Raw genomic sequence first — 23,804 nt, 5'->3', positions numbered from 1 at the left:
GATAAGCGTGACGGTGCAGAAAATGACGCCGCGTAACTGTGATCGCGGTTAACTATTTATCACTATGACAAATATGAATGGATTCTGACATTCTGCATTTATTTTCCGGTGGTGGACTGCAGCTATTGTTCTTACAGACAGGAGCGCCGCGATGACCGCCACCCCGGTACTGGAAATGCGCCATATCGCCAAAGCTTTTGGCAAATTCTACGCGCTGAAGGGCGTCGACCTGACGGTCTGGCCCGGCGAGATCCATGCCCTGATGGGGGAGAACGGCGCCGGAAAAAGCACGCTGATGAAGATCCTCGCCGGCGCCTATACCGCCACCAGCGGCGAGATCCTGATCGACGGAAAACCGCAAACCATCCGCGGCCCCAAGGACGCGCTGGCCGCCGGGATCACGTTGATCTACCAGGAGATGCAGCTGGCGCCGAACCTGACCGTCGCGGAAAATATTTTCCTCGGCAGCGAGCTGGCGCGCGGTGGTCTGGTGCAGCGCAAAGCCATGCTCAGCCAGGCGCAGGCGGTGATCGACCGTCTCGGCGCCCAGTTCAAAGCCAGCGACCGGGTGATGACCCTGACCATCGCCGAACAGCAGCAGGTGGAGATCGCCCGCGCGCTCCACCGTCAAAGCCGCATTCTGGTGATGGATGAACCCACCGCCGCCCTCTCCTCGCGGGAAACCCAGCGCCTGTTCGAGCTCATCCTGCGCCTGCGCGATGAGGGGATGGCGATCATCTATATCAGCCACCGCATGGCGGAAGTATATGAGCTCTCCGACCGGGTCAGCGTTCTGCGCGATGGGCAGTATGTCGGCAGCCTGGTGCGCGACAAGCTCAACGCGCCGGAGCTGGTGCGCATGATGGTCGGTCGGCCGCTCAGCGATCTGTTCAATAAAGAACGGGACATTCCCCGCGGCCAGCCGCGCCTGCGGGTCGAGGATCTGACCGATGGCGGCAAGGTTAAGCCCAGCAGCCTGGTGGTGCATGCCGGCGAAATCGTCGGCCTCGCCGGGCTGGTCGGCGCCGGGCGTTCCGAACTGGCGCAGCTGATCTTCGGGGTGCGCAAAGCCACCGCCGGGGTGATTGAGATCGACGGCGAGCCGGTGGTGATCCACTCGCCGCGGGAAGCCATCGACCTCGGGATCGGCTTTCTGACCGAAAACCGCAAAGAACAGGGGTTGTTTCTCGAACTGGCAGCCCAGGAAAACATCACCATGGCGACGCTGGAGNGCGACGCGACCTGGGGGATGCTCAACCGCCGGAAGGCGCAAACCATCTCCGATGACGCCATCCAGTTGCTTAACATCCGCGTGCCGCACGCCCAGGTGCGCGCCGGCGGACTGTCCGGCGGCAACCAGCAGAAGCTGTTAATTTCGCGCTGGGTGGCGATTGGCCCGCGCATTCTAATCCTCGATGAACCCACCCGCGGCGTCGACGTCGGCGCGAAAAGCGAAATTTACCGCATCATGAACGACATGGCGCGCCAGGGCGTCGCCATTCTGATGATCTCCAGCGAGCTGCCCGAAGTGGTGGGCATGAGCGACCGGGTCTATGTGATGCGCGAGGGCGATATCGCCGGCGAGCTACAGGCCGGTGATATTAGCCAGGAAAGTATCATGACGCTGGCCACCGGCGTGACCGATTCTCACCTTAAGGCAGGGCAACTATGAGCATACCGAAAGAGAACTCCGCGCCGGTCGCGAAATCCGCTTCGGCGAAAAAAATGTTGATGGGCGACCTGATGCAGACCGTCGGCATTCTGCCGATCCTCATCCTGATCGTCGCCGTTTTCGGCTTTATCGCCCCCAACTTTTTCACGGAAAGCAATCTGCTGAATATCACCCGCCAGGCCTCGATCAACATTGTGCTGGCGGCGGGAATGACCTTCATCATCCTCACCGGCGGCATTGACCTTTCCGTCGGCTCCATCCTTGGCACCACCGCAGTGGCCGCGATGGTGGTGTCGCTGATCCCGGCGTTTGCGTTGCTGTCGATTCCGGCGGCGCTGATGCTCGGCCTGCTGCTCGGCCTGTTCAACGGCGCGCTGGTCGCCTTCGCCGGGCTACCGCCGTTTATCGTCACCCTCGGCACCTACACGGCGCTGCGCGGCGCCGCCTATCTGCTGGCCGACGGCACCACGGTGATCAACTCCGATATCAGCTTCGAGTGGATCGGCAATGACTACCTCGGCCCGGTGCCCTGGCTGGTAGTCATCGCCCTGGCGGTGATCGCGGTGTGCTGGTTTATCCTGCGCCGCACCACCCTTGGGGTGCATATCTACGCGGTGGGCGGCAACATGCAGGCGGCGCGGCTGACCGGCATCAAAGTCTGGCTGGTGCTGCTGTTTGTCTATGGCATGAGCGGCCTGCTCTCCGGCCTTGGCGGGGTGATGAGCGCTTCGCGGCTGTACAGCGCCAACGGCAACCTTGGCGTCGGCTACGAGCTGGACGCCATCGCCGCGGTCATTCTCGGCGGCACCAGCTTCGTCGGCGGTATCGGCACCATCACCGGTACACTGGTGGGGGCGCTAATTATCGCCACCCTCAATAACGGCATGACCCTGATGGGAGTCTCCTACTTCTGGCAACTGGTGATCAAAGGGGCGGTGATCATCATTGCGGTGCTGATCGACAAATACCGTACCCGGCATCATCAAAGTGCATAACAACAACATCTTACCTGCGAGGAAAAGCGAATGCGTTTAAAACCGATAGTCACCGCGCTGTGTGCTGGCGCGCTGCTGGCCGCCTCCCCTTTTGCGTCGGCCAAAGAGCTGAAAGCGATTGGCGTGACGGTGGGCGACCTTGCCAACCCGTTCTTTGTACAGATCACCAAAGGGGCGGAGCTGGAGGCCCGCAAGCTGGCGGGGGATAACGTCAAAGTGACGCTGGTCTCCAGCGGCTACGATCTGGGCCAGCAGGTGGCGCAGATCGATAACTTTATCGCCGCCAAAGTCGATATGATCATCCTCAACGCCGCCGATTCGAAAGGCATTGGCCCGGCGGTGAAGCGGGCCAAAGAGGCCGGGATCGTGGTGGTGGCGGTTGACGTCGCCGCCGAAGGGGCCGACGCCACCATCACCTCCGATAACACCCAGGCGGGCGAGCTGGCCTGTAAATACATTAGCGACCGCCTGAACAACAAAGGCAACGTGGTGATCATCAACGGGCCGCCGGTCTCCGCCGTACAAAACCGCGTCGAAGGCTGCGAAACGGAGTTCAAAAAACACNCGGACATTAAAATCCTCTCCGCCAACCAGAACGCCAAAGGCAGCCGGGAAGGCGGCCTGGAGGTGATGACCTCCCTGCTGGCGGCCAATCCGAAGATTGACGGCGTGTTCGCGATCAACGATCCGACGGCGATTGGTGCCGATCTGGCAGCGAAACAGGCGCAGCGCAGCGAGTTCTTCATCGTCGGCGTCGACGGCAGCCCGGACGGCGAAGAGGCGCTGAAGCGTAAGAACTCGCTGTTCGTCGCCACCCCAGCGCAGGACCCACAGGTGATGGCGGCGAAGGCGGTGGAGATTGGCTACGACATCCTGCAGGGCAAACCGGCGCCGACCGCGCCGGTACTGATCCCGGTGACGATGATCGACAAAAATAACGTCAGCTNTTNCAAAGGCTGGACCGTGAAATAAGCGCAACCAGGCGCACAATCGTTCCGCCGATTGTGCGCTACGCTTAACGAATATGACGGCGCGGAGTAGCGATCATGGAACGGAAAGGCATTATTGCCGCAGGCAACATGCTGGTCGATCATGTCCACCAGATCGGGCAGTGGCCGGAGCGCGGCTGGCTGGTGGAAATTGTCCATAGCGAACGCGCCACCGGCGGCGCGCCGCTGAATGTCCTGCTGACCCTGGCCAAAATGCACGCCGGGCTGCCGCTGCAGGCGGTCGGCCTGATTGGCGAGGATAACGATGGCGACTACATCACCGCCATGCTCGATCAGTACCATATCAATCGCCAGCTCGTACAGCGCACCAGCTCCGCCCCCACCTCGATGACCCAGGTGATGACCGACGCCGAAGGCCAGCGCACTTTCTTTCACTCTCCCGGCGCCAACCGCCTGCTTGATCTCCCGGCTTTTGAGCCGCTGGATGCGCCGCTGAAAATTTTCCATCTCGGCTATCTGCTGCTGCTCGAAAGCCTCGATCGCCCCGATGAAGTGTACGGCACCCGCAGCGCGCGACTGCTGGCGCAGATGCGCGAGCGAGGCTATGAGGTGTCCCTCGATCTGGTGTCGCGCAAGGGCGACCCGCGCTACCGGCCGCTGGTCCTGCCGGCGCTGAAGCATCTTGACTACCTGACCATCAATGAACTGGAAGCCAGCGAGTTTAGCGGGCTGGAGATTCGTCTACCCAACGGCGAGCCGCACGTCGCCAATATCGCCCGCGCCGCCAGCGCATTGCTTGACGCCGGCGTACGCCAGCGGGTAGTGATCCATTGTCCGGAGGGGGCATGGGGCGTCTCCCGTACCGAAGCCGGGCGCTGGGTACCGTCATGGCGGCTACCGCCGGAGGAGATTATCGGCAGCGTCGGCGCGGGGGACGCCTTCTGCGCCGGCCTGCTGTATGGCAGCCACGAACGCTGGCCGTTAACCGCCAGTCTGCAGCTGGCCCACGCCTGCGCCCGCGCCAGCCTGCAGGCCGCCAACGCGATCGACGGCGCCAAAACGCTCCCTGAGCTGCAGGCGTTTATTCAGTTGCAGAATGTTTAGATCGAGTAGATCCCGCTATCAGGGCGATGCCACAGGAGAACGGCGTGTCATGGCGAGAAAAGGGATACGGTTTATTCAAATCACGCCTGTTTTACGCTGAGTTCAACAAGGGCGGGCCAGGTAACTAACTGCGCCACTCGGCCAGCACCTTTTCCAGTTTATCTAATGACTCAGCGCGTTTTATCGCTGGCATCTGATGAATATTGCGCAATTTCCACTGCACGGCAGGCAAATCCTGAATACGCATTTCCGGCGCTAAACGCCAGTCTGGTTCGCCTCGTTTAAATGACAGTAAAAAATCGACATCCTGTTGTGTGAAACAGGATTTTAACGCAGCAATCATCCTGTTGGGGACTGCTGTCAGTTCCTCCAGGGCTATCGTCTCAAATGTCATCCCGCTGAATTCACGGTAAAAAGGTTCAGCAATATCTTTCCAGCGAGGACTCAGCACTTCAGCCAGAGGCCGATTATGGCTCAGTAAATACGCGATAAACCCATTGAAAATGGGACGGTCAAGCTCCTGCGCATCAAGAAGTAATTTCACGTCATAAAAATCTCTGGGATGCTGGCGATCCAGCGCCGCGCATAATTTTCCACCGTAGAGGTCAGGCAACGAAACCACTGGAAGGCTGGCATAGCCAAAAACGTCCTCTACCGCCCCCACCACTTCTCGCTCCTGTGGTGGATATAATGTTCCCCGGGCGACCGGTGAAACCTCTATCTTTATTTGCGCGCTATCGGTAGTAACAATGACACGCATCTCATCTGAACGATTAGCTTGTAATACAGCGCTCATACCTGCCTGTTGTTGCAGATTGGCGGCAATACGTGCAAGCGCATCCCGTATATGAGGTAAAGCGATGGCTCTGCTTTCCAGGGGCACCCAGGCGAGGTCGATATCCACCGATAATCGAGGGAAATCGCGGATAAAGAGATTGATTGCAGTGCCACCTTTCAGCGCAAATTCCCGTTCGACAGCAACATAGGGTAAAACCTGCATTAGCAGAGCAACCTGCCGATAATAAGGCGCCTGTATATCCATATTTTTTATTCCTTTTGAAAGCGTTCAGGCACTGTGATTTGGTATTGAGCATTGAACTTTCCATTTTCCACGATTTGCCGCTTGCCCGCTCCCAGATCGATTTTTTGGCTATCGATTCGTTTGAGCCAGCCATGCTCGTAAAAACTGGCGAAGAAGAGATACAAACGCTTGGCCTGCACGGACTGGCTGACGGAAAGAAGATACTCTACTTTACGAGGATTAAGATTAACCAGCCCCTGGAAAAGCTCTGCAGCGTGGTTAAATGAGAGGGTCCCCGGCACCGCGCTCAGCAACTCGTAAGCAGCCAGTTCTGGCGCACTGCCGATGAGTTTTTTCCCTTTTATATCAAGCGTTACACGGTATCTATCATCCAGCACCGGCAGTTTTTTCCCCGATATGACTATCCACTCCACACCCGGGAATTCCCTGAACCATTTCGGCAGCAGCGCTTTATTTTCCACACTAAGCCAGCACTGGTTTTGTTTTAGCTGTAGATAGTGTGAACGGCCCTGCCAGACTAAGCTACTGAGCCCCGCAACATACACCGGAGCGGCAAGCTGATTTTGCAAACATGCTAATGCATCGTTCCACTCCGGCTCACGTCCCGCACGCGCATATACGCCGTTGCCTCTTTTTTTTAACCAGCCACTTTGCGCGTATTTAAAGGCCAGAGAGGGAGAGATGGCATGCTGGCTTAACCAGGACTGAAGGATCACATCTCCGGGAGCGCTGTTTTGCAGCAGCCAGTTTAATTTTGTTGCCATAGATTAACCCAGAGTGTCACTTTAATAAAAAAAGTAAACTCCCTGCGCCAAATAAAGTCAACAGCGGGTTGGCAGCAAACCCGCCCTACGCCGCCTTCTCGCTGTGGGTCACGTCGGCGGAAAAGACATAGCCCAGACCGCGCAGGGTTTTAATCAACGTCGGCTGATGCGGGTTGAGCTCAATTTTGCGCCGCAGGCGCATGATCAGCACATCGATGGTCCGGTCGAATACCTCGGTGCTTTCGTTATGGGTCAGCGCCAGCAGCTGTTCGCGATTCAATACCCGGCGCGCGTTCTGCGCCAGCGCCAGCAGCAGGCCATATTCTCCCTGGGTCAGCGGGATCGCCTGCTGCTGCGGGTTATACAGTTCACAGCGCGTGGTATCCAGCCGCCAGCCGTTAAACGTCAGGCCAGCACCGGCGCCCGACGCCTCGCCGGCCAGCGCCCCGCTGCGTCGCAGTACCGCTTTCACCCGGGCGACCACCACCCGCGAGCTGAACGGTTTGGCGATGTAATCATCGGCGCCCATCTCCAGGCCCACCACCACATCAGACTCACTGCCCAGACCGGAGAGCATCACCACCGGCAGCTCAGGCCGCGTGCGCTGCAGCTGCTGGAGCACCTGCAGGCCATGGGTATCCGGCAGGATCATATCCAGTAAGACCAGCGCGATATCCGCCCGCTGCGCCACCGTCGTCAGCGCGTCGTTGCCGGTCTGGCTGACAAGCACTTCAAACGCGTGCGCGCCGAGCACATCGCTGAGCAGCTCGCCCATTGCCCTGTCATCATCCACCACTAAAATGACTGGTTTCATTTTTGCCTCTGCCCGCCGGGAATTAGTGTCAGTCTGATCGATTCTGCAAGCCTGCGCCGACAAATTCCTCTCCCGGTGACATTTTTTCAAGCGCCGTCACATCTCCAGTGTATCGACACGTCAAATCTGTCGACAGGCTGTTTTTCGTCAGCATTCCGCCCAAAAAACCCGCGTATCATCAAGGAATACCCACAATGAAAATATGGCATAGAAGATGCATAGTGACGGCGCGATAGCGCAAACGCGCCCATTGAATAACTGGAGCAAGACCGATGAAAAAAGTCGTCACGGTTTGCCCGTATTGCGCATCAGGTTGCAAAATCAACCTGGTGGTCGATAACGGCAAAATCGTTCGGGCTGAAGCGGCGCAGGGGAAAACCAACCAGGGAACCCTGTGCCTGAAGGGCTATTATGGCTGGGACTTCATTAACAATACCCAGATCCTAACGCCGCGCCTGAAAACCCCCATGATCCGCCGTCAACGCGGCGGCAAGCTGGAAGCCGTCTCCTGGGACGAGGCGCTGGATTACGTCGCCACCCGCCTCAGCGCCATTAAAGCCAAATATGGCCCGGATGCGCTCCAAACCACCGGCTCCTCCCGCGGCACCGGTAATGAAACCAACTATGTGATGCAAAAATTCGCGCGCGCCGTTATTGGTACCAATAACGTCGACTGTTGCGCTCGCGTCTGACACGGCCCTTCGGTTGCAGGTCTGCACCAGTCGGTCGGTAACGGCGCCATGAGTAATGCCATCACGGAGATTGATAACACCGATCTGGTGTTTATCTTCGGTTACAACCCGGCGGATTCCCACCCTATCGTGGCGAATCACGTCATTAACGCTAAACGCAACGGGGCGAAAATTATCGTCTGCGACCCGCGCAAAATTGAAACCGCGCGCATCGCCGATATGCACATTGCGCTGAAGAACGGCTCGAACATCGCGCTGCTCAACGCCATTGGCCACGTGATTATTGAAGAGGATCTGTACGATAAATCCTTCGTCGCCAGCCGTTCCGAAGGCTTCGAGGAGTATCGCAAAATCGTTGAAGGCTATACGCCGGAGTCGGTGGAGGAGATCACCGGGGTCAGCGCCCAGGAGATCCGCGCCTGCGCCCGGATGTATGCCAGCGCCAAATCCGCCGCCATCCTGTGGGGCATGGGCGTCACCCAGTTCTACCAGGGCGTGGAGACGGTGCGGTCGCTGACCAGCCTCGCGATCCTCACCGGCAACCTCGGCAAGCCGAGCGTCGGCGTCAACCCGGTACGCGGCCAGAACAACGTTCAGGGCGCCTGCGATATGGGTGCGCTACCGGATACCTATCCGGGCTATCAGTACGTCAAGTTCCCGGAGAACCGCGAGAAATTCGCCAAAGCCTGGGGCGTGGAAAGCCTGCCTGCGCATACCGGCTATCGCATCAGCGAATTGCCGCACCGCGCGGCGCACGGTGAAGTGCGGGCGGCGTACATTATGGGTGAGGATCCGCTGCAGACCGACGCCGAACTCTCGGCGGTCCGCAAAGCGTTCGACGATCTGGAACTGGTTATCGTCCAGGACATTTTCATGACCAAAACCGCCTCCGCGGCTGACGTCATCCTGCCGTCCACCTCGTGGGGCGAGCACGAAGGCGTGTATACCGCAGCGGACCGCGGCTTCCAGCGCTTCTTTAAAGCGGTGGAGCCGAAGTGGGACCTGAAAACCGACTGGCAGATCATCAGCGAAATCGCCACCCGGATGGGCTATCCGATGCATTACAATAACACCCAGGAGATCTGGGACGAGTTGCGGCATCTGTGCCCGGACTTCTACGGCGCCACCTACGAGAAAATGGGTGAGCTCGGCTATGTCATGTGGCCGTGCCGCGATGAGTCCGACGCCGATCAGGGAACGTCGTATCTGTTTAAAGAGAAGTTCGATACCCCGAACGGACTGGCGCAGTTCTTCACCTGCGACTGGGTCGCGCCGATCGATAAGCTTACCGATGAGTACCCGATGGTATTGTCGACGGTGCGCGAGGTCGGCCACTACTCGTGCCGTTCAATGACCGGTAACTGCGCGGCGCTGGCGGCGCTGGCGGATGAACCAGGCTATGCGCAAATCAACACCGCCGACGCCGAACGGCTAGGCATCGAAGATGAAGCGCTGGTATGGGTCAATTCGCGTAAGGGGCGCATCATCACCCGCGCGCAGGTCAGCGATCGGCCGAATAAAGGCGCGGTGTACATGACCTACCAGTGGTGGATCGGCGCCTGTAACGAACTGGTCTCAGAGAACCTGAGTCCGATAACCAAAACGCCGGAGTACAAGTACTGCGCGGTCAACGTTGAGCGGATTGCCGATCAGCGCGCCGCGGAACAGTACGTGATCGACGAGTACAACAAGCTGAAATCCCGCCTGCGCGAAAGCGCGATGGGTTAAGGTTCGGCGGTCTGACCCGGCTCGCGCGATGCGTTAGCCGGGTCAGGCGCAGCCGCCACCCGGCACATAAACGGCTCCGTGTCCACAGTCTGTCGCCCGGCGGCGCTGCGCTGGCGCGGGCCTACGGTCAGGTAACGCAAATCGGCCCTACCTACCGATACCCGCCATTTTCTTCTTTTTCGCCTCCCTTTATACTGCGCGCTATGTTCCTTACTGATAATAAATACAAATGAAATACCTCTTTTTATTTCTACTGGTTTTCACCAGCGGCGCAGCGGTGGCCACCGAACCTGGCAGTCAGTATCAACAGCAGGCCGAAGCCGGCGATCGACGCGCGCAATATTACCTTGCCGATACCTGGGTCAGCTCCGGCGATTATCAAAAAGCCGAATACTGGGCGCAGAAGGCGGCCGCCCAGGGCGATGGCGATGCGCTGGCGCTGCTGGCGCAGCTCAAAATCCGTAACCCCCAACAGGCGGACTATCCGCAGGCCCGCCAGCTGGCGGAAAAAGCCGTCGAGGCCGGCAGTAAATCCGGAGAGATCGTCCTCGCGCGGGTGCTGGTCAACCGTCAGGCTGGCGCCACCGACGTAGCGCACGCCATCACGCTGCTGCAGGATGCTGCCCGGGATAGCGAAAGCGATGCGGCGGTAGATGCCCAGATGCTGCTGGGGCTGATCTACGCCAGCGGCGTACACGGCCCGGAGGATGATGTGAAAGCAAGTGAATACTTTAAAGGCAGTTCATCACTTTCCCGCACCGGCTATGCCGAATACTGGGCCGGGATGATGTTCCAGCAGGGAGAGAAAGGCTTTATCGAACCGAATAAGCAGAAGGCGCTGCACTGGCTCAACGTCAGTTGCCTGGAGGGGTTTGATACCGGCTGCGAAGAGTTTGACCGGATCAGTAAAGGATAAGAAAAAGCCCGGCGCTATCGCGCCGGGCTTTGTGTTTTATTGGGCGGTTTTATCAAACTTGCCCAGCACTTCGCGTTCATAGGCCAGCGCTTTTTTGCGATCGAACTTATGCTCCCACTTGGCGATAACCAGCACCGCCAGCGCATTACCCACCACGTTCAGCGCGGTACGCGCCATATCGAGGATACGGTCGACGCCGGCAATAAAGGCAAGCCCTTCCAGCGGGATCCCAACGCTACCCAGGGTGGCCAGCAGCACCACGAAGGAGACGCCCGGCACGCCGGCGATCCCTTTCGAGGTCACCATCAGGGTCAGCACCAGGGTAATCTCCTGCCAGATAGAGAGGTCAATACCGTACAGCTGGGCGATAAAGATCGCCGCGATGCTCTGATACAGCGTTGAACCATCGAGGTTGAAGGAGTAACCGGTCGGTACCACAAAGCTGGTGATCGACGCCGGCGCGCCGTAGGCTTCCATCTTCTCAATAATGCGCGGCAGTACGCTCTCCGAGCTGGCGGTAGAATAAGCCAGAATCAGCTCATCTTTCAGGATGCGGATCAGGATCCAGATGCTCAGACCACACAGGCGCGCGACAATCCCCAGCACCACCAGCGCGAAGAACAGGATCGCAAAGTAAACCAGCAACACTAGCTTGGCCAGCGGCCACAGCGAGGCGAAACCGAAGGTGGCGACGGTTACCGAAATCAGGGCGAATACCCCGACCGGCGCATAGCGCATCACCATATGGGTGACTTTAAACATGGTCTCGGAGATAGAGCGGAAGACCGTCACCAGCGGCTCACGGTGGGTCGCCGGCAGCGAGGAGAGCCCCAGGCCAAACAGCACCGAGAAGAAGATAATCGGCAGCATATCGCCTTTCGCCATCGATGCCACGATATTGGTCGGCACCAGCGACAGGATGGTGCCCATCAGGCCGTGCGCATGGCTCTGCACTTCGGCGGTGGTGTTCTGATATTTCGAAATATCAACTGCCGCCAGCTGCGACATATCAATGCCCGTCCCCGGCTGGAAGACGTTGGCCAGGGTGATACCCAGCACAATCGCCACCGTGGTGATCACTTCGAAATAGATAATGGTTTTGGCACCGATCCGCCCTAACTGTTTGGCGTCACCCACGCCGGCAATCCCGACCACCAGGGTCGAAATGACAATCGGGACCACGATCATTTTAATCAGATGGATAAAGATATCGCCCGCCGGCGTCAGCAAATTGCTAATTAACCAATCGCGACTTTCAGCGTGGTAATGCAGATAACTGCCCAGAAGGATACCCAGCACCAGGGCTAGCAAAATTTGCCAGGCCAGACTGACTTTTTTTGTTTTCTTCACTACTGACTTCCTCAATGAAAGGCACCATTCCTTTTCGTCATGGTACCCACTGCAGGGGGTATGAATTGTGTTGCGTTGCTTTGTGGGGTTATTTAACGCGCAATATCAGTATCATTTGCACGGCATGCTGCGCAAGCCTTTAAGAACAGGGCTTTCCTCTGCTTTTATGCATAAAGCAGCGAATTTCCCCCAGTTATATTGCATAAGTATTTGTAATAAAAAAATTTTCACAGCTTCCGTTTCTATAAANTCATTTGCGTAATTATTTCGCTTCAAAGTTTCATTTGATGNAATTTCACCCAGTTTAATCATTGCGTGATCTGCCCCCCAATTAACAAACAAAGCTGTCAAAACCCCTACTCTTAACGTTTGTTTGACATATATTTAACAAGTTCAAAGGAGAAAAAAAGCCATGAGCCAAATTCACAAACACCCTATTCCCGCTAATATTGCGGAACGTTGCCTGATTAACCCGGATCAGTACAAGGCGCAGTACCAACAATCCATAACCGACCCTGATACATTTTGGGGCGAGCAGGGCAAGATCCTTGACTGGATGCGGCCCTATACCCGTGTAAAGAACACCTCCTTCGCACCGGGTAATATTTCCATCAAATGGTATGAAGATGGCACCCTGAACCTCGCCGCTAACTGTCTCGACCGCCACCTCGCCGAACGCGGCGATCAAACCGCCATCATCTGGGAAGGCGACGACGCCAGCCAAAGCAAGCACATCACCTACCGTGAACTGCATGCCGACGTGTGCCGTTTCGCCAATGTGCTGCTCGACCTCGGGATTAAAAAAGGCGACGTGGTCGCTATCTATATGCCGATGGTGCCGGAAGCCGCGGTGGCGATGCTGGCCTGCGCCCGCATCGGGGCAATCCACTCGGTCATTTTCGGCGGCTTCTCGCCGGAGGCGGTGGCCGGACGCATTATCGACTCCAGCTCACGTCTGGTGATCACCGCTGACGAAGGGCTGCGCGCCGGTCGCGCCATCCCGCTGAAGAAAAACGTCGATGACGCGCTGAAAAACCCGAACGTGAAAAGCATTGAGCACGTGGTGGTCCTGAAACGCACCGGCGGCAATATCGACTGGCAGGAAGGCCGCGATCTGTGGTGGAGCGACCTGATTGCGAACGCCAGCGCCGAACACCGGCCCGTCGAAATGAACGCCGAAGATCCGCTGTTCATCCTCTATACCTCCGGCTCCACCGGTAAACCGAAAGGGGTGCTGCACACCACCGGCGGCTATCTGGTCTATGCGGCCACCACCTTTAAATACGTTTTCGACTACCATCCGGGCGATATTTATTGGTGCACCGCCGACGTGGGCTGGGTCACCGGCCATAGCTATCTGCTGTACGGCCCACTGGCCTGCGGCGCCACCACCCTGATGTTCGAAGGGGTGCCGAACTGGCCTACGCCGGCGCGCATGTGCCAGGTCGTCGATAAGCATAAGGTCAGCATTCTCTATACCGCCCCGACGGCTATTCGCGCCCTGATGGCGGAAGGCGACAAAGCTATCGAAGGCACAGACCGCTCCTCGCTGCGCATTCTTGGCTCGGTCGGCGAACCGATTAACCCGGAAGCCTGGGAGTGGTACTGGAAGAAGATCGGTAACGAGAAGTGCCCGGTGATGGACACCTGGTGGCAGACCGAAACCGGCGGCTTTATGATCACTCCGCTGCCGGGCGCGATTGAGCTGAAGGCCGGCTCCGCGACGCGTCCGTTCTTCGGCGTCCAGCCGGTGCTGGTGGATAACGAAGGCCTGCCGCTGGATGGCGCCACCGAGGGCAACCTCGCCATCGCCGACTCCTGGCCCGGCCAGGCGCGTACCCTGTTCGGCGACCATGAGCGCTTTGAGCAAACCTACTTCTCCACTTTCAAAAATATGTACTTTAGCGGCGACGGCGCGCGTCGTGATGAAGATGGCTATTACTGGATCACCGGCCGGGTGGATGACGTCCTGAACGTCTCCGGACACCGTCTGGGGACCGCCGAGATCGAATCGGCGCTGGTCTCACACCCAAAAATCGCCGAAGCGGCGGTGGTGGGGATCCCGCATAACATCAAAGGCCAGGCCATCTATGCCTACGTGACGCTCAATCACGGCGAAGAACCGACGCCGGAGTTGTATGCCGAAGTGCGTAACTGGGTACGCAAAGAGATCGGCCCGCTGGCGACACCGGATGTGCTGCACTGGACCGATTCGCTGCCGAAAACCCGCTCGGGCAAAATCATGCGCCGCATTCTGCGTAAGATTGCCGCAGGCGACACCAGCAACCTCGGCGATACCTCGACCCTCGCCGATCCTGGCGTCGTGGAAAAACTGCTCGAAGAGAAGCAGGCCATTACCATGCCATCGTAAGTAAGGACCGATTCCCTACACCCTCTCCCCTTCCGGGGAGAGGATAAAAATAAGTCCCTCCCCCAGGATTTCACTCGCAGGAACGCTGTCAGCAACACCTGTCCCGGCTCCGTCGCCGGAGGGGTTGCTGTCGCCAGCGTCCGCCGAGTGGATGACGAAAGGGAGACCTCTGGAGACGCTAAGATGAATGAACAACTTTGTCAGCGGATAGAAAATAGTGCGCATTTCAGGGAGTTAGTTGCATCACGGCAACGGTTTGCCGCCATTCTGTCAGTGATTATGTTAGTGATCTACGTGGGCTTTATTTTGCTTATCGCCTTTGCACCCGGCTGGCTCGGCACCCCGCTGCACGCCGGAACCAGCGTCACCCGCGGGATCCCGCTCGGCATTGGCGTGATCGTCATTTCGTTTATCCTGACCGGTATTTATGTCTGGCGAGCTAACGGTGAATTCGACCGTTTGACCAAAAGCGTTCTCAACGAGGTAAAAGCATGATCAAGAGAGTCCTGACGGCGCTCGCCGCCACGCTGCTGCCCCTCGGCGCTCACGCCGCAGACGCTATTACCGGCGCGGTACAGCGCCAGCCGACCAACTGGCAGGCGATTGTCATGTTCCTGATTTTCGTCGCCCTGACGCTGTACATCACCTACTGGGCCTCAAAACGGGTGCGTTCGCGCAGCGATTACTACACCGCCGGCGGCAATATTACCGGCTTCCAGAACGGGCTGGCGATTGCCGGCGACTTTATGTCAGCGGCGTCGTTCCTCGGTATCTCCGCGCTGGTGTATACCTCCGGCTACGATGGGCTGATCTACTCGCTGGGCTTTCTCGTCGGCTGGCCGATTATCCTGTTTCTAATTGCTGAACGTCTGCGCAATCTTGGCCGCTATACTTTTGCCGATGTCGCCTCTTACCGCCTGAAGCAGGGGCCGATCCGCACCCTCTCCGCCTGCGGTTCGCTGGTGGTGGTGGCCCTGTATCTGATTGCCCAGATGGTGGGCGCCGGCAAGCTAATCCAGCTGCTGTTCGGCCTTAATTACCATGTCGCCGTAGTGCTGGTTGGCGTGCTGATGGTGCTCTATGTCCTGTTCGGCGGCATGCTGGCGACTACCTGGGTGCAGATTATTAAAGCGGTTCTGCTGCTGTGCGGCGCCAGCTTTATGGCCTTTATGGTCATGAAGCACGTCGGCTTCAGCTTCAATAACCTGTTTACCGAGGCGATGGCGGTCCACCCGAAAGGGGCGGCGATTATGAGTCCCGGCGGACTGGTGAAAGATCCGATATCTGCGCTCTCTCTGGGTCTGGGTCTGATGTTCGGTACTGCTGGCCTGCCGCATATTCTGATGCGCTTCTTTACCGTGAGCGACGCCAAAGAAGCGCGTAAAAGCGTCTTCTACGCCACCGGTTTTATGGGCTATTTCTATATCCTGACCTTTATCATCGGCTTCGGCGCCATCATGCTGGTCGGCGCGAACCCGGCGTTTAAAGACGCGGCCGGACAGCTTATCGGCGGCAATAACATGGCGGCTGTGCACCTGGCGGATGCGGTTGGCGGCAACCTGTTCCTCGGCTTTATCTCTGCGGTAGCCTTCGCCACTATCCTGGCGGTGGTGGCGGGCCTGACCCTCGCCGGCGCGTCAGCGGTGTCGCACGACCTGTACGCCAACGTCTTCCGCAAGGGCGCGACCGAGCGTCAGGAGCTGAAGGTCTCCAAGATCACCGTGCTGATCCTTGGGGTGGTGGCCATTCTGCTGGGTATTCTGTTTGAAAATCAGAATATTGCTTTCATGGTCGGCCTGGCCTTCTCCATCGCCGCCAGCTGTAACTTCCCGATTATTCTGCTGTCGATGTACTGGTCNAAGCTGACCACCCGCGGCGCGATGGTCGGCGGCTGGCTGGGCCTGCTGACTGCGGTCATTCTGATGATCCTCGGCCCTACCATTTGGGTGCAGATCCTCGGCCATGAGAAAGCGCTGTTCCCGTATGAATATCCGGCGCTGTTCTCCATTGCCATCGCGTTCATTGGCATCTGGGTCTTCTCCGCCACCGATAACTCACCGGAAGGGATGCGCGAGCGCGAGCAGTTCCGCGCCCAGTTTATCCGTTCACAAACCGGGATCGGTATCGAACGCGGCCAGGCGCATTAATCGTCCTCTCCCTTCCCCGGCATCGTTCGGGGAAGGGATTCTCNNNNTCAGTTATAAGTAAAGGTGATCACCCCGGTGGCGTTGGCTGTCCCCGCGGTCACCGCGCTCCCCGTCCTGTAATAGTTAGTGGATAAGGCGAGCGTCTGCATGGCCGCTGCGCCTCCGGGGCTGTCGGGGTTGGTGAAATAGCTGTAGCTGGCATCCGCGCCGCTGTTGGTCACCGTCGCGCGGCTCGAAGTATAGAGGCTGATATCGGTATTTAACGGCAGTGCTTTGCCATTCAAATTTAACTGCACTCCCACGCCAGTGGCGGCATTCTGTTCCGCCGTGAGGGCCATCACCGTATTGTCAGGGTTATCCCCGCTTGCAGAAGCAGCCGCCACACGCATCGAAACGTTAGTTCCCGGCTCGCAGGAGAGGCTCAGAGACTGCCGCGCGCTACCCACCTTCGTCGCGGTATTAAACTCACTGGCATTGATGCTGCCCATGGAAAAACTGAGATTATTGCTACCGACAATACACCCCATCGGGATTAGCTGGATGCTGGTGGTGCCGCTGATGTGCAGTTGTGAAATAGCGATGGTCCCCTTTTTATCCTTGGCCGATACCGTGGCCACCGGGTCGCTGAACGATAATTGACTCTTGCTGGCGATGGCGCCGCCGGTGGCCACCAGCTGCAGCTGATACGCCGGGGTATAATGAGTCGACGCGAAAGAGTCGAAAAGACCTGTCGGCTTTCCGAGGTAATAATTCACATCACCAATATAATGCACCTGCGAGTCGGGGCTGAAATCATCGGTGTCATCGCCATATTCACCGCTGATATTGAGCCACACCTTGACGCGGATACCGATCCCCTGCACCGAGGTGGCATAGATATTATCCCCTATCAGTGCCCCGGCATTGTTCGAGGACCAGGCAAAAACCGCGTAGGTGCTCCCCTCACAGTTAAGCAATTCCGTTTGCGAGCGCGTAATCTTCCCCGAGTCATACAGTACCGTCCCTGCGGTATAGCTCCCGGCATTGACCAGGATCTTTTCCGGCAGGTTGGTCATCGAGACATCGCCATAGTTGGTTCCCGTGCAGGCCGCCCAGCTATAGACGGGACACAGTGCCAATATGAGCAATAAGATCAGTTTTTTCATACCCATCCCTGTCGAAACGTTATTTGTAGGCCACATCGAACGTGGCGGTAAACCCGACCATCCCGGACCTTACCTGGCCATAAGGCGAAAACATACGTGCCACCATATTAAAGGTATGGATATCCGCATCGTCCCCAAAGGTATAGAGATACTGGTCGCCGGGGCCAAGGGGCTGCTGGTCGGCCATGCTCTGCAGCTGCAAACCGACGCCGCTGGCACCGTTGCTGCCAGTCTGGAAGTTTTTATAGATTGAAGCGTGGGTGCTATCGAAGCTGGTGCCGCTAAACGCGATGGTCACCGCCGACGCATCGGCGGAACAGCTGGAAAAGACCAGCTTAACCGGCACGCTGGCGCCGCTCGCCCCGGCATGTCCGGAGAACGTCTGCGAGGAGACGGTGCCTAAATCGATACTGTTCGACGGCTCCACGGCCACCTCACAGGAAGGCGCTTCGATGGTGCCCGTGACGTTAAAATTGACCGTGCTGCTGCCCTCATAAGCCAGCGCCGGAAGGGAGAGCAGCAAAATGGCCACCAGGAGGCCCCTTGTGCTGCCGTCTCGCATATTCATATCAGCCCCTCTTCCATGTTGAAAACCTGCATCCATTACCGACATTCGGCCTGATAGAACAGAATATCGTCGCCAAGGGCCATGCCGGAGAAGTCATAATGAACGGTGCACTGCTCACTGCTTTTCTCCCCCCAGCGCGCTAACAGCTGGCCTTTTTTCTGCAGCCCCGTTAGATACACCTGCCCCTCATCGCCAACGATATTGCTGCGCGACGCGCTACCGTGATCATTATCGAGGGTCACCAGCGCGCCGAAAGGCACCACGCCATTGCGGGTACGCAGGGTGAGCATCGCCTTATAGCCAATTCGCGTGTCGTACTTCACTTTGACGATCGCATTGCGCGTCGGAACCACCGTTCTGGCGACGTTATCCACTTCAGCGCCAGGTATTTCCTGTTCATCCAGCGCCAGGCTGTTACGATGGTACGGACGGACGTAAGGCACCACCGCATATCCGGCGGCATCCGTCGTCACGTTTGTCTGACCGCGCACTGTCACATCGCTGACGCCAGGCGTTTCGACCAGCGCAGAACTCTCGCCAAGAAAGCGTGATAGCGTGAGTCCGCCCGCATGGGCGACCATGCCCCCGCGCAGCGAATAGTTGTAGTGATTGCTGTAGCGGTCGTAGCCATAGCCGCCAGCCACATCCCCTTTCGAGCCCTGGTAGTTGACGCTGAGGTTGCCGGAGGTGCTTTTATCCTGCGTGTTGTACCCTTCCAGTACGCTCCAGTTCAGGGAACGATCCTCAAACGCCGAGCCGTTGAGCCCCACGCTGTGCGTGGTATCGTTATGCCGACCATGGTTCATGGTGTAATTTGCCGAGAGCGTCTCGCCAAGCGGAATACTTAACGTCAGGGAGACGACCGTATCGCTGGCCGGCCGGTTATTGCTGCTGTCATCGGTGCTTTGCACATTGCGGTTATAGGAATAGTTAATAAAGTAGGAAGCCTTGCCAATCGACCCGCTATAGCCCACGCCCACCGATTCCATACGCGAACTGTCCCAGTAGGTCTCATTGACCAACGAAAGCGAGAGCGAACCATAGCCAAACAGCGTTTGCGACAACGATGCGTCAAACCGGCCTTTCGTTCTGCCGCTCTGCGTACAGCAGTCGCGCTGTGTGGAAGAGTTATCGACAAAGTCCTGAAACGAATAATATCCCGAGGTGGAGTAGCGATAACCGGCCACGGAAAAGCTGGTGCCCGTCTGCAGAAAGCTTTTACTGAAGCGGACGCGATACGATTGCCCTTGCTCTTTACTGGTTGACGAGGCCGTATCGCTGGTTTTCACGTCGGCCCACGACTGAGAGCCATCAAACGACAGCGCACCGATAGTACCGAGGTTAAAGCCAGCGCCTAACAACAGGTTGGTGTATTTATCTTCCGCCTGCTGGAAACCAGTATAAAAAGTGATGTTGCTGGTGGCGCCATAGGCCAGGGAAGACTGAATAAAGTTATATTCTTTATCGTCGGAGCTACCCGATCGCGTCCTGCCGCTGCTCAGCGCATAGTCCAGCTGGCCCTCACGTTGCAGGATCGCCAGCGACGCGAAAGGCACCACAAAGTTTTGCTCGCTGCCGTCAGACTCTTTAATGTTGACGTACAGGTCGCCGGCGCTGCCGGTGGCGTACAGATCGTTAATTTCAAAGGCGCCGGGAGCGACGGTGGTTTTATAAATGCTGTAACCATTCTGATAAACCGAGACCTCCGCGGTGGTGCGCGCGATCCCTCGAATCGTCGGCGCAAAGCCATGCAGGCTATCCGGCAGCATCTCTTTGTCCGAACTGAGCTGCAGACCGGTAAAACTCAAACTGTCGAAAATGCCGGAAGAGGTATACGTATTACCGACCACCAGCTGGCTGCGTAGGGTGTGAATATCGCGGGCAAGATAGGAGTAAACCGACTCCCAGCGGCTGTTGTTATCGCTGTGGCTATAGGTGCTGTAGTTGCGCAGGCGCCATGGTCCCAGATTCAGCCCAGGCTGCAGGCTGACGAACTGACTGTCGATAGTGGCGCCGTTATGCCGCGGCGCATTACGCTGACCGGTGACGCTATAGTTGAGAAGACCGGCATTGATCCCCTGTTGCCACTGGCTCTCGGGAATATAGTCTCTGGGGCGATTCAGCATGGCGGCCTGCGGCACGGTAAAATCAATGCGCTGCTGGGCAAGAGATACCGAGAACGTCATCCCGGGGATCGCCGACAGCCGGGCGCAGGTTTCCCCTGCCTCGAACAACTGCGGATAGGCGGTGGTATTAATCAACCATGAATTCAGATACTCCGCGGACAGGCAGGGAGAAGCAGTCGCGCCTGCGTCATGGCTAATTTCCTGAAAAGTCAGCGAGTCTGAACTGACGTACTTATCGTTGATGTAAACATCCAGGTGATAGGTGCCCGGCGGTATGCCATCTTGCGAAAAATAGGATAGATCAACCGAAGCCGCAGGACTCTCGGCGACTTCGAGTAAATTTGGGTTGAAATATTCGCCGGCCTCCGCGCGAGAGGGCAGAGTACTTAGGCACAGAATAATAGCGACGCAGATACTTTTAGTTGAAAATAGCAGCTCAACGCTACTGAATGATAGCGGTATATTTCTTCCCTGACATACCATAATCATTAATCACGCTCCATGTGATCTCTTTTTTTCCTGTCGCCGACAGGCTACTCTGCACGGGTATTTTTAAGGTGGAAAACGGGGCAGCAAACCATGCGCCAGAAATATTTTTACCGTTAAGGCTAACCTGTGAGAAATTCATATACAGCGGTGAGTTATTTTTTACCGTCACCGACGACCTCTCTTTCCCCCACTGTAATTTTTCAGCGTACGCTTCCGGTGTATTACCTTTTAACGCAGCGGGTCGATAAATCAATTTTATTTTCGAATTAATCGCAAACTGTACGACATTTTTATCAGGTACATACTCTGTTGCCGGGATCCCTTTAATATTGAGCCAAAACATCGACTCGCGATCGTCGGGTAATTTCTTTCCTGATCGAACTACGCGGACAAATCCTTTCTCCCCGGCTTTGAGACGAAACAGCGGCGGCGTAATAATAAATGCGTCTTTGGCAGGTGAGGCTGCATCAACCACCGAGAGCCAGGACTGAACGATATTGCTGTTCTGATCTTTATTCTCAACCGTTATTACAGCGTTATTTTTCGTACCATCAAAAACCAGACGCGTACCGCCAACGACCACGCTGGCCTGCGCGAAGGAAGAAGACAGCAATAAACCGATCGCAAAAAAAGGATATCTCATATGTTTAATTTAAGGGGAATAGCAGGCGATTCCCCTTTCTCCATTCAACAAGAAGCCGAATTAATGATAGGTCACGTTATAAGTCACGGTTGTCTGAACGGTACCTTTCGTCGGATCGGCATCACCCGATTTCACCATTTTAACGGTGAACGGAATGGTTGCTGCACCCGAAGAGATATCAACATCAGAACCCTCTTCGTTATTCTTCATCACATTGCCCGCTTCGTCGAAAAGGGCCACAGCGACGCCGGTTGCCGGCTCATCAGTTGCCTGGTTTTTAAAATAATCGCTGTTCGCGGTATCGGAAACACCGCCAAAAGTGACGCGGGCGATACTGTTGCCACCTTCTTCCGCGGTCGGGCAATCAGCTAAGCTAAAGGAGAAGTTCTTGGCAGCGCCGAAGGTATACGCTTTCAGATCCGCCACTGAGGTGGTGCCCATATCAATAGCCGTTACACCGCCATCAATGGTCGCCGTACAGGTGGTATCGGAAACAATACCATTAAAGGTAATGGTGTTATCAGCCTGCGCAACGGTAGACAGCGCGCTGCAGGCAGAGAAAATCAGGGCACCCGCCAGAAATTTTTTACTCATCTTCATATTTATTCCCATATCCATTATAAACGACAATCAGTCCGTCAATTGCTTTATGCAGCGATATTAGAGAATGAAATTCAAGCAGCGCGGCGTCATGCATGTATTTACATGACATATGGTTTATGACAATTAATATTATTCATAAATAAACGACCAGCATTTGAATCCATTCAATAATACAAGCTCGCGTAAAAATAATAACTAGCACGAGGTAAGAACTCAATTATTAATGTAAAAATTGATTTTNTGCGATATAACATCACAACGCATGCGTGGCCATATTCAAAACCATAAAAATCAAAGAGTTATAAAGTTATAAAATTCGCAAAGATAATTGGATATTTATATAATATTTGCCCCATAATTAAATACGGGCATGCAGAGAAACATTTCGTTACAAAGTCAGTGCTGATATAAGAATTGGCTTAATCTTTTATGATGAACCGTTAAATGCATCAATAACAAAAACAGGGAATAGCCGATAGCTATTCCTCTCCTCAATATTTATTAACATTCACTCTGGCGATAATGTTAAAACAGCAGCCAGCGGACGACCGGCGCAGCCAGCACCACCACTACGCCTGACAGCATCATCACCAGGCTGGCCACCACGCCCTCCTGCTGGCCCAGCTCATACGAGCGCGCCGTTCCCGCACCATGGGAAGCCGCGCCGAACCCGGCTCCTTTCGCCATCCCTTCCCGGATAGCAAGACGTAAAAACAGCATATCTCCCACCGCCATGCCAAACACGCCGGTGATCACCACAAACAGCGCCACCAGATCGGGTTGACCGCCGAGCGGTTTCGCCGCCGCCAGCGCAAAGGGCGTGGTCACCGAGCGCACCGCCAGGCTACGCTGAATTTCATCAGACAACATAAACCCGCGCGCCAGCCATACGGAACTGGTGACAGCCACCACTACCGCCGTCACCACCCCGGCGCTGAGCGACATCCAGTGGCGTTTAATCACCGCGACATTTTCATACACCGGAACGGCAAAGGCGATGGTCGCCGGGCCCAGCAGCCACAGCAGCCAGTGGGTCTCTCCCATATAGCTCTGATAAGAGATGTGGCCTACCACCAGAATCAGCACCAGCAGGATCGGCGTGAACACCAGCGGCATCAGAGGGAGTTTATGAAAACGGCGATACAGTTTTTTGTTGGCGTAATAGAGGACCAGCGTCGCCACCAGGCACAGGATACTCAGCACGGCATCGCTCATTTTTTTAACCTGCCCACTTCGTAACGATAGACCTTGTCAACGACCCAGGCGGTGGCGCCGAGCACCATCAGCGTGCTTAAGGCAATCACCAGAAAAATCCGCCAACCATCGACCATCAACAGCTGGGCGTAGTTCACCACCGCGACCACCGCCGGGACGAAAAACAGCAGCATCTCCGCCAGCAGCCAGCGGGCGCCGGCGCGCACCCAGCTTACCGGTATCACCCGGCAGACGATCAGCAGCAGGAGCATCACCATGCCGACCAGGTTAGCCGGCAGCGGTACCTGCCACCTGTTCACCAGATATTGTGCGAAGATGAATAACCCGACGTAGAGAAGTACCTGTACCGGGATCTGAAGTCGTTGCGCCACGGCGGGGGCAACGCGAGCTGGCGCGAAGGCCATGTGCGATAGTCCTGAAAAAAAGAAGTCAGGCGAGCAGTATAGAGAGCCGCCGAAGCGGACAGAAAT

21 protein-coding genes are annotated in these 23,804 nt (G+C 56.6%); 9 read left to right on the top strand and 12 right to left on the bottom strand.

All coding sequences use genetic code 11. The annotated features are described in order from the left end of the window. Nucleotides 1-151: 151 nt before the first annotated feature. From VZP09_RS22530 to VZP09_RS22515, 4 genes are all read left to right on the top strand, one after another. Nucleotides 152-1,672: a sugar ABC transporter ATP-binding protein gene (locus VZP09_RS22530; RefSeq protein ID WP_328795419.1), complete on the top strand. Its 1,521-nt coding sequence runs from the start codon at nt 152-154 to the stop codon at nt 1,670-1,672. Further along, nucleotides 1,669-2,667: an ABC transporter permease subunit gene (locus tag VZP09_RS22525; RefSeq protein WP_004186549.1), complete on the top strand. Its 999-nt coding sequence runs from the start codon at nt 1,669-1,671 to the stop codon at nt 2,665-2,667. Before VZP09_RS22530 ends, VZP09_RS22525 begins: the two co-directional genes overlap by 4 nt. 30 nt (nt 2,668-2,697) lie before the next feature. Next, a complete protein-coding gene (locus VZP09_RS22520) occupies nt 2,698-3,639 on the top strand; it encodes an ABC transporter substrate-binding protein (RefSeq protein ID WP_328795418.1) in 942 nt (313 codons plus the stop codon). Nucleotides 3,640-3,713: 74 nt separating this feature from the next. After that, the gene (locus VZP09_RS22515) at nt 3,714-4,721 is read left to right on the top strand and encodes a carbohydrate kinase family protein (protein WP_004178300.1); all 1,008 of its coding nucleotides are present in this window, start codon (nt 3,714-3,716) and stop codon (nt 4,719-4,721) included. A gap of 124 nt (nt 4,722-4,845) precedes the next feature. Here the strand turns inward: VZP09_RS22515 and VZP09_RS22510 are convergent, their stop codons facing one another. From VZP09_RS22510 to VZP09_RS22500, 3 genes are all read right to left on the bottom strand, one after another. Continuing rightward, nucleotides 4,846-5,763: a nucleotidyl transferase AbiEii/AbiGii toxin family protein gene (locus tag VZP09_RS22510; RefSeq protein ID WP_019704723.1), complete on the bottom strand. Its 918-nt coding sequence runs from the start codon at nt 5,761-5,763 to the stop codon at nt 4,846-4,848. A gap of 5 nt (nt 5,764-5,768) precedes the next feature. After that, complete coding sequence (locus VZP09_RS22505; protein WP_004177809.1) at nt 5,769-6,527, bottom strand: type IV toxin-antitoxin system AbiEi family antitoxin; 759 nt, start codon at nt 6,525-6,527, stop codon at nt 5,769-5,771. 85 nt (nt 6,528-6,612) lie between these two features. Beyond that, a complete protein-coding gene (locus tag VZP09_RS22500) occupies nt 6,613-7,341 on the bottom strand; it encodes a response regulator transcription factor (RefSeq protein ID WP_002885152.1) in 729 nt (242 codons plus the stop codon). 272 nt (nt 7,342-7,613) lie between these two features. Between VZP09_RS22500 and fdhF the strand changes: the two genes are divergently transcribed. After that, complete coding sequence (gene fdhF, locus VZP09_RS22495; RefSeq protein WP_328795416.1) at nt 7,614-9,761, top strand: formate dehydrogenase subunit alpha; 2,148 nt, start codon at nt 7,614-7,616, stop codon at nt 9,759-9,761. Between the two features lie 229 nt (nt 9,762-9,990). Continuing rightward, nucleotides 9,991-10,677 (top strand): tetratricopeptide repeat protein, encoded by a 687-nt coding sequence (locus tag VZP09_RS22490; RefSeq protein WP_004151733.1) that lies wholly within the window; start codon nt 9,991-9,993, stop codon nt 10,675-10,677. Between the two features lie 36 nt (nt 10,678-10,713). Here the strand turns inward: VZP09_RS22490 and gltP are convergent, their stop codons facing one another. Continuing rightward, the gene (gltP, locus tag VZP09_RS22485; RefSeq protein ID WP_004146659.1) at nt 10,714-12,027 is read right to left on the bottom strand and encodes a glutamate/aspartate:proton symporter GltP; all 1,314 of its coding nucleotides are present in this window, start codon (nt 12,025-12,027) and stop codon (nt 10,714-10,716) included. 111 nt (nt 12,028-12,138) lie between these two features. Next, nucleotides 12,139-12,339, bottom strand: coding sequence for a hypothetical protein (locus VZP09_RS22480; RefSeq protein WP_328795503.1), 201 nt, complete (start codon nt 12,337-12,339; stop codon nt 12,139-12,141). 100 nt (nt 12,340-12,439) lie between these two features. On the opposite strand from VZP09_RS22480, the gene acs reads away from it, so the two are divergent. The 3 genes from acs to actP all read left to right on the top strand — a co-directional run bounded on the left by acs (nt 12,440) and on the right by actP (nt 16,545). Beyond that, nucleotides 12,440-14,398, top strand: coding sequence for an acetate--CoA ligase (acs, locus tag VZP09_RS22475; protein ID WP_002885145.1), 1,959 nt, complete (start codon nt 12,440-12,442; stop codon nt 14,396-14,398). 183 nt (nt 14,399-14,581) lie between these two features. Then, the gene (locus tag VZP09_RS22470) at nt 14,582-14,893 is read left to right on the top strand and encodes a DUF485 domain-containing protein (protein WP_004177812.1); all 312 of its coding nucleotides are present in this window, start codon (nt 14,582-14,584) and stop codon (nt 14,891-14,893) included. After that, nucleotides 14,893-16,545: a cation/acetate symporter ActP gene (gene actP / locus VZP09_RS22465; RefSeq protein WP_024623073.1), complete on the top strand. Its 1,653-nt coding sequence runs from the start codon at nt 14,893-14,895 to the stop codon at nt 16,543-16,545. Before VZP09_RS22470 ends, actP begins: the two co-directional genes overlap by 1 nt. Before the next feature lie 47 nt (nt 16,546-16,592). On the opposite strand, the gene VZP09_RS22460 is transcribed toward actP, so the two are convergent. From VZP09_RS22460 to VZP09_RS22430, 7 genes are all read right to left on the bottom strand, one after another. After that, entirely contained in the window at nt 16,593-17,690 is a 1,098-nt protein-coding gene (locus VZP09_RS22460) for a type 1 fimbrial protein (protein ID WP_002885139.1), read from the bottom strand. A 19-nt stretch (nt 17,691-17,709) separates the two neighbouring features. Beyond that, nucleotides 17,710-18,258 carry a fimbrial protein gene (locus VZP09_RS22455; protein WP_004151734.1) on the bottom strand — a complete coding sequence of 183 codons (549 nt, stop codon included), beginning with the start codon at nt 18,256-18,258 and terminating at the stop codon, nt 17,710-17,712. A 35-nt stretch (nt 18,259-18,293) separates the two neighbouring features. Then, the gene (locus VZP09_RS22450) at nt 18,294-20,873 is read right to left on the bottom strand and encodes a fimbria/pilus outer membrane usher protein (RefSeq protein ID WP_023288133.1); all 2,580 of its coding nucleotides are present in this window, start codon (nt 20,871-20,873) and stop codon (nt 18,294-18,296) included. Next, nucleotides 20,827-21,516 carry a fimbrial assembly chaperone gene (locus tag VZP09_RS22445; protein ID WP_021464888.1) on the bottom strand — a complete coding sequence of 230 codons (690 nt, stop codon included), beginning with the start codon at nt 21,514-21,516 and terminating at the stop codon, nt 20,827-20,829. Before VZP09_RS22445 ends, VZP09_RS22450 begins: the two co-directional genes overlap by 47 nt. Before the next feature lie 60 nt (nt 21,517-21,576). Continuing rightward, a complete protein-coding gene (locus VZP09_RS22440) occupies nt 21,577-22,134 on the bottom strand; it encodes a fimbrial protein (RefSeq protein ID WP_004192602.1) in 558 nt (185 codons plus the stop codon). Nucleotides 22,135-22,644: 510 nt separating this feature from the next. Next, entirely contained in the window at nt 22,645-23,334 is a 690-nt protein-coding gene (locus VZP09_RS22435; RefSeq protein WP_002885088.1) for an LrgB family protein, read from the bottom strand. Beyond that, nucleotides 23,331-23,738, bottom strand: a complete 408-nt coding sequence (locus VZP09_RS22430) for a CidA/LrgA family protein (RefSeq protein WP_002885086.1) — start codon at nt 23,736-23,738, stop codon at nt 23,331-23,333. The genes VZP09_RS22435 and VZP09_RS22430 overlap by 4 nt, the downstream gene beginning before the upstream one ends. Between the last annotated feature and the right edge of the window lie 66 nt (nt 23,739-23,804).

It is taken from the genome of Klebsiella sp. EMBS2024 (assembly GCF_036233805.1).
Lineage (GTDB): Bacteria > Pseudomonadota > Gammaproteobacteria > Enterobacterales > Enterobacteriaceae > Klebsiella > Klebsiella pneumoniae.
Note: the sequence above shows the minus strand (reverse complement) of the source record. Positions and strands in the feature narration are given on the sequence as shown.

Bases quoted from the DNA above. Each gene is read 5' to 3' on its own strand.
- VZP09_RS22470 (WP_004177812.1), top strand. From the start codon at position 14,582: ATGAATGAACAACTTTGTCAGCGGATAGAAAATAGTGCGCATTTCAGG.
- VZP09_RS22515 (WP_004178300.1), top strand. From the start codon at position 3,714: ATGGAACGGAAAGGCATTATTGCCGCAGGCAACATGCTGGTCGATCAT.
- VZP09_RS22510 (WP_019704723.1), bottom strand. From the start codon at position 5,763: ATGGATATACAGGCGCCTTATTATCGGCAGGTTGCTCTGCTAATGCAG.
- VZP09_RS22435 (WP_002885088.1), bottom strand. From the start codon at position 23,334: ATGAGCGATGCCGTGCTGAGTATCCTGTGCCTGGTGGCGACGCTGGTC.
- VZP09_RS22525 (WP_004186549.1), top strand. From the start codon at position 1,669: ATGAGCATACCGAAAGAGAACTCCGCGCCGGTCGCGAAATCCGCTTCG.
- VZP09_RS22450 (WP_023288133.1), bottom strand. From the start codon at position 20,873: ATGATTATGGTATGTCAGGGAAGAAATATACCGCTATCATTCAGTAGC.
- VZP09_RS22500 (WP_002885152.1), bottom strand. From the start codon at position 7,341: ATGAAACCAGTCATTTTAGTGGTGGATGATGACAGGGCAATGGGCGAG.
- VZP09_RS22460 (WP_002885139.1), bottom strand. From the start codon at position 17,690: ATGAAAAAACTGATCTTATTGCTCATATTGGCACTGTGTCCCGTCTAT.
- VZP09_RS22455 (WP_004151734.1), bottom strand. From the start codon at position 18,258: ATGAATATGCGAGACGGCAGCACAAGGGGCCTCCTGGTGGCCATTTTG.
- VZP09_RS22430 (WP_002885086.1), bottom strand. From the start codon at position 23,738: ATGGCCTTCGCGCCAGCTCGCGTTGCCCCCGCCGTGGCGCAACGACTT.
- VZP09_RS22440 (WP_004192602.1), bottom strand. From the start codon at position 22,134: ATGGATATGGGAATAAATATGAAGATGAGTAAAAAATTTCTGGCGGGT.
- VZP09_RS22445 (WP_021464888.1), bottom strand. From the start codon at position 21,516: ATGAGATATCCTTTTTTTGCGATCGGTTTATTGCTGTCTTCTTCCTTC.
- acs (WP_002885145.1), top strand. From the start codon at position 12,440: ATGAGCCAAATTCACAAACACCCTATTCCCGCTAATATTGCGGAACGT.
- VZP09_RS22490 (WP_004151733.1), top strand. From the start codon at position 9,991: ATGAAATACCTCTTTTTATTTCTACTGGTTTTCACCAGCGGCGCAGCG.
- VZP09_RS22505 (WP_004177809.1), bottom strand. From the start codon at position 6,527: ATGGCAACAAAATTAAACTGGCTGCTGCAAAACAGCGCTCCCGGAGAT.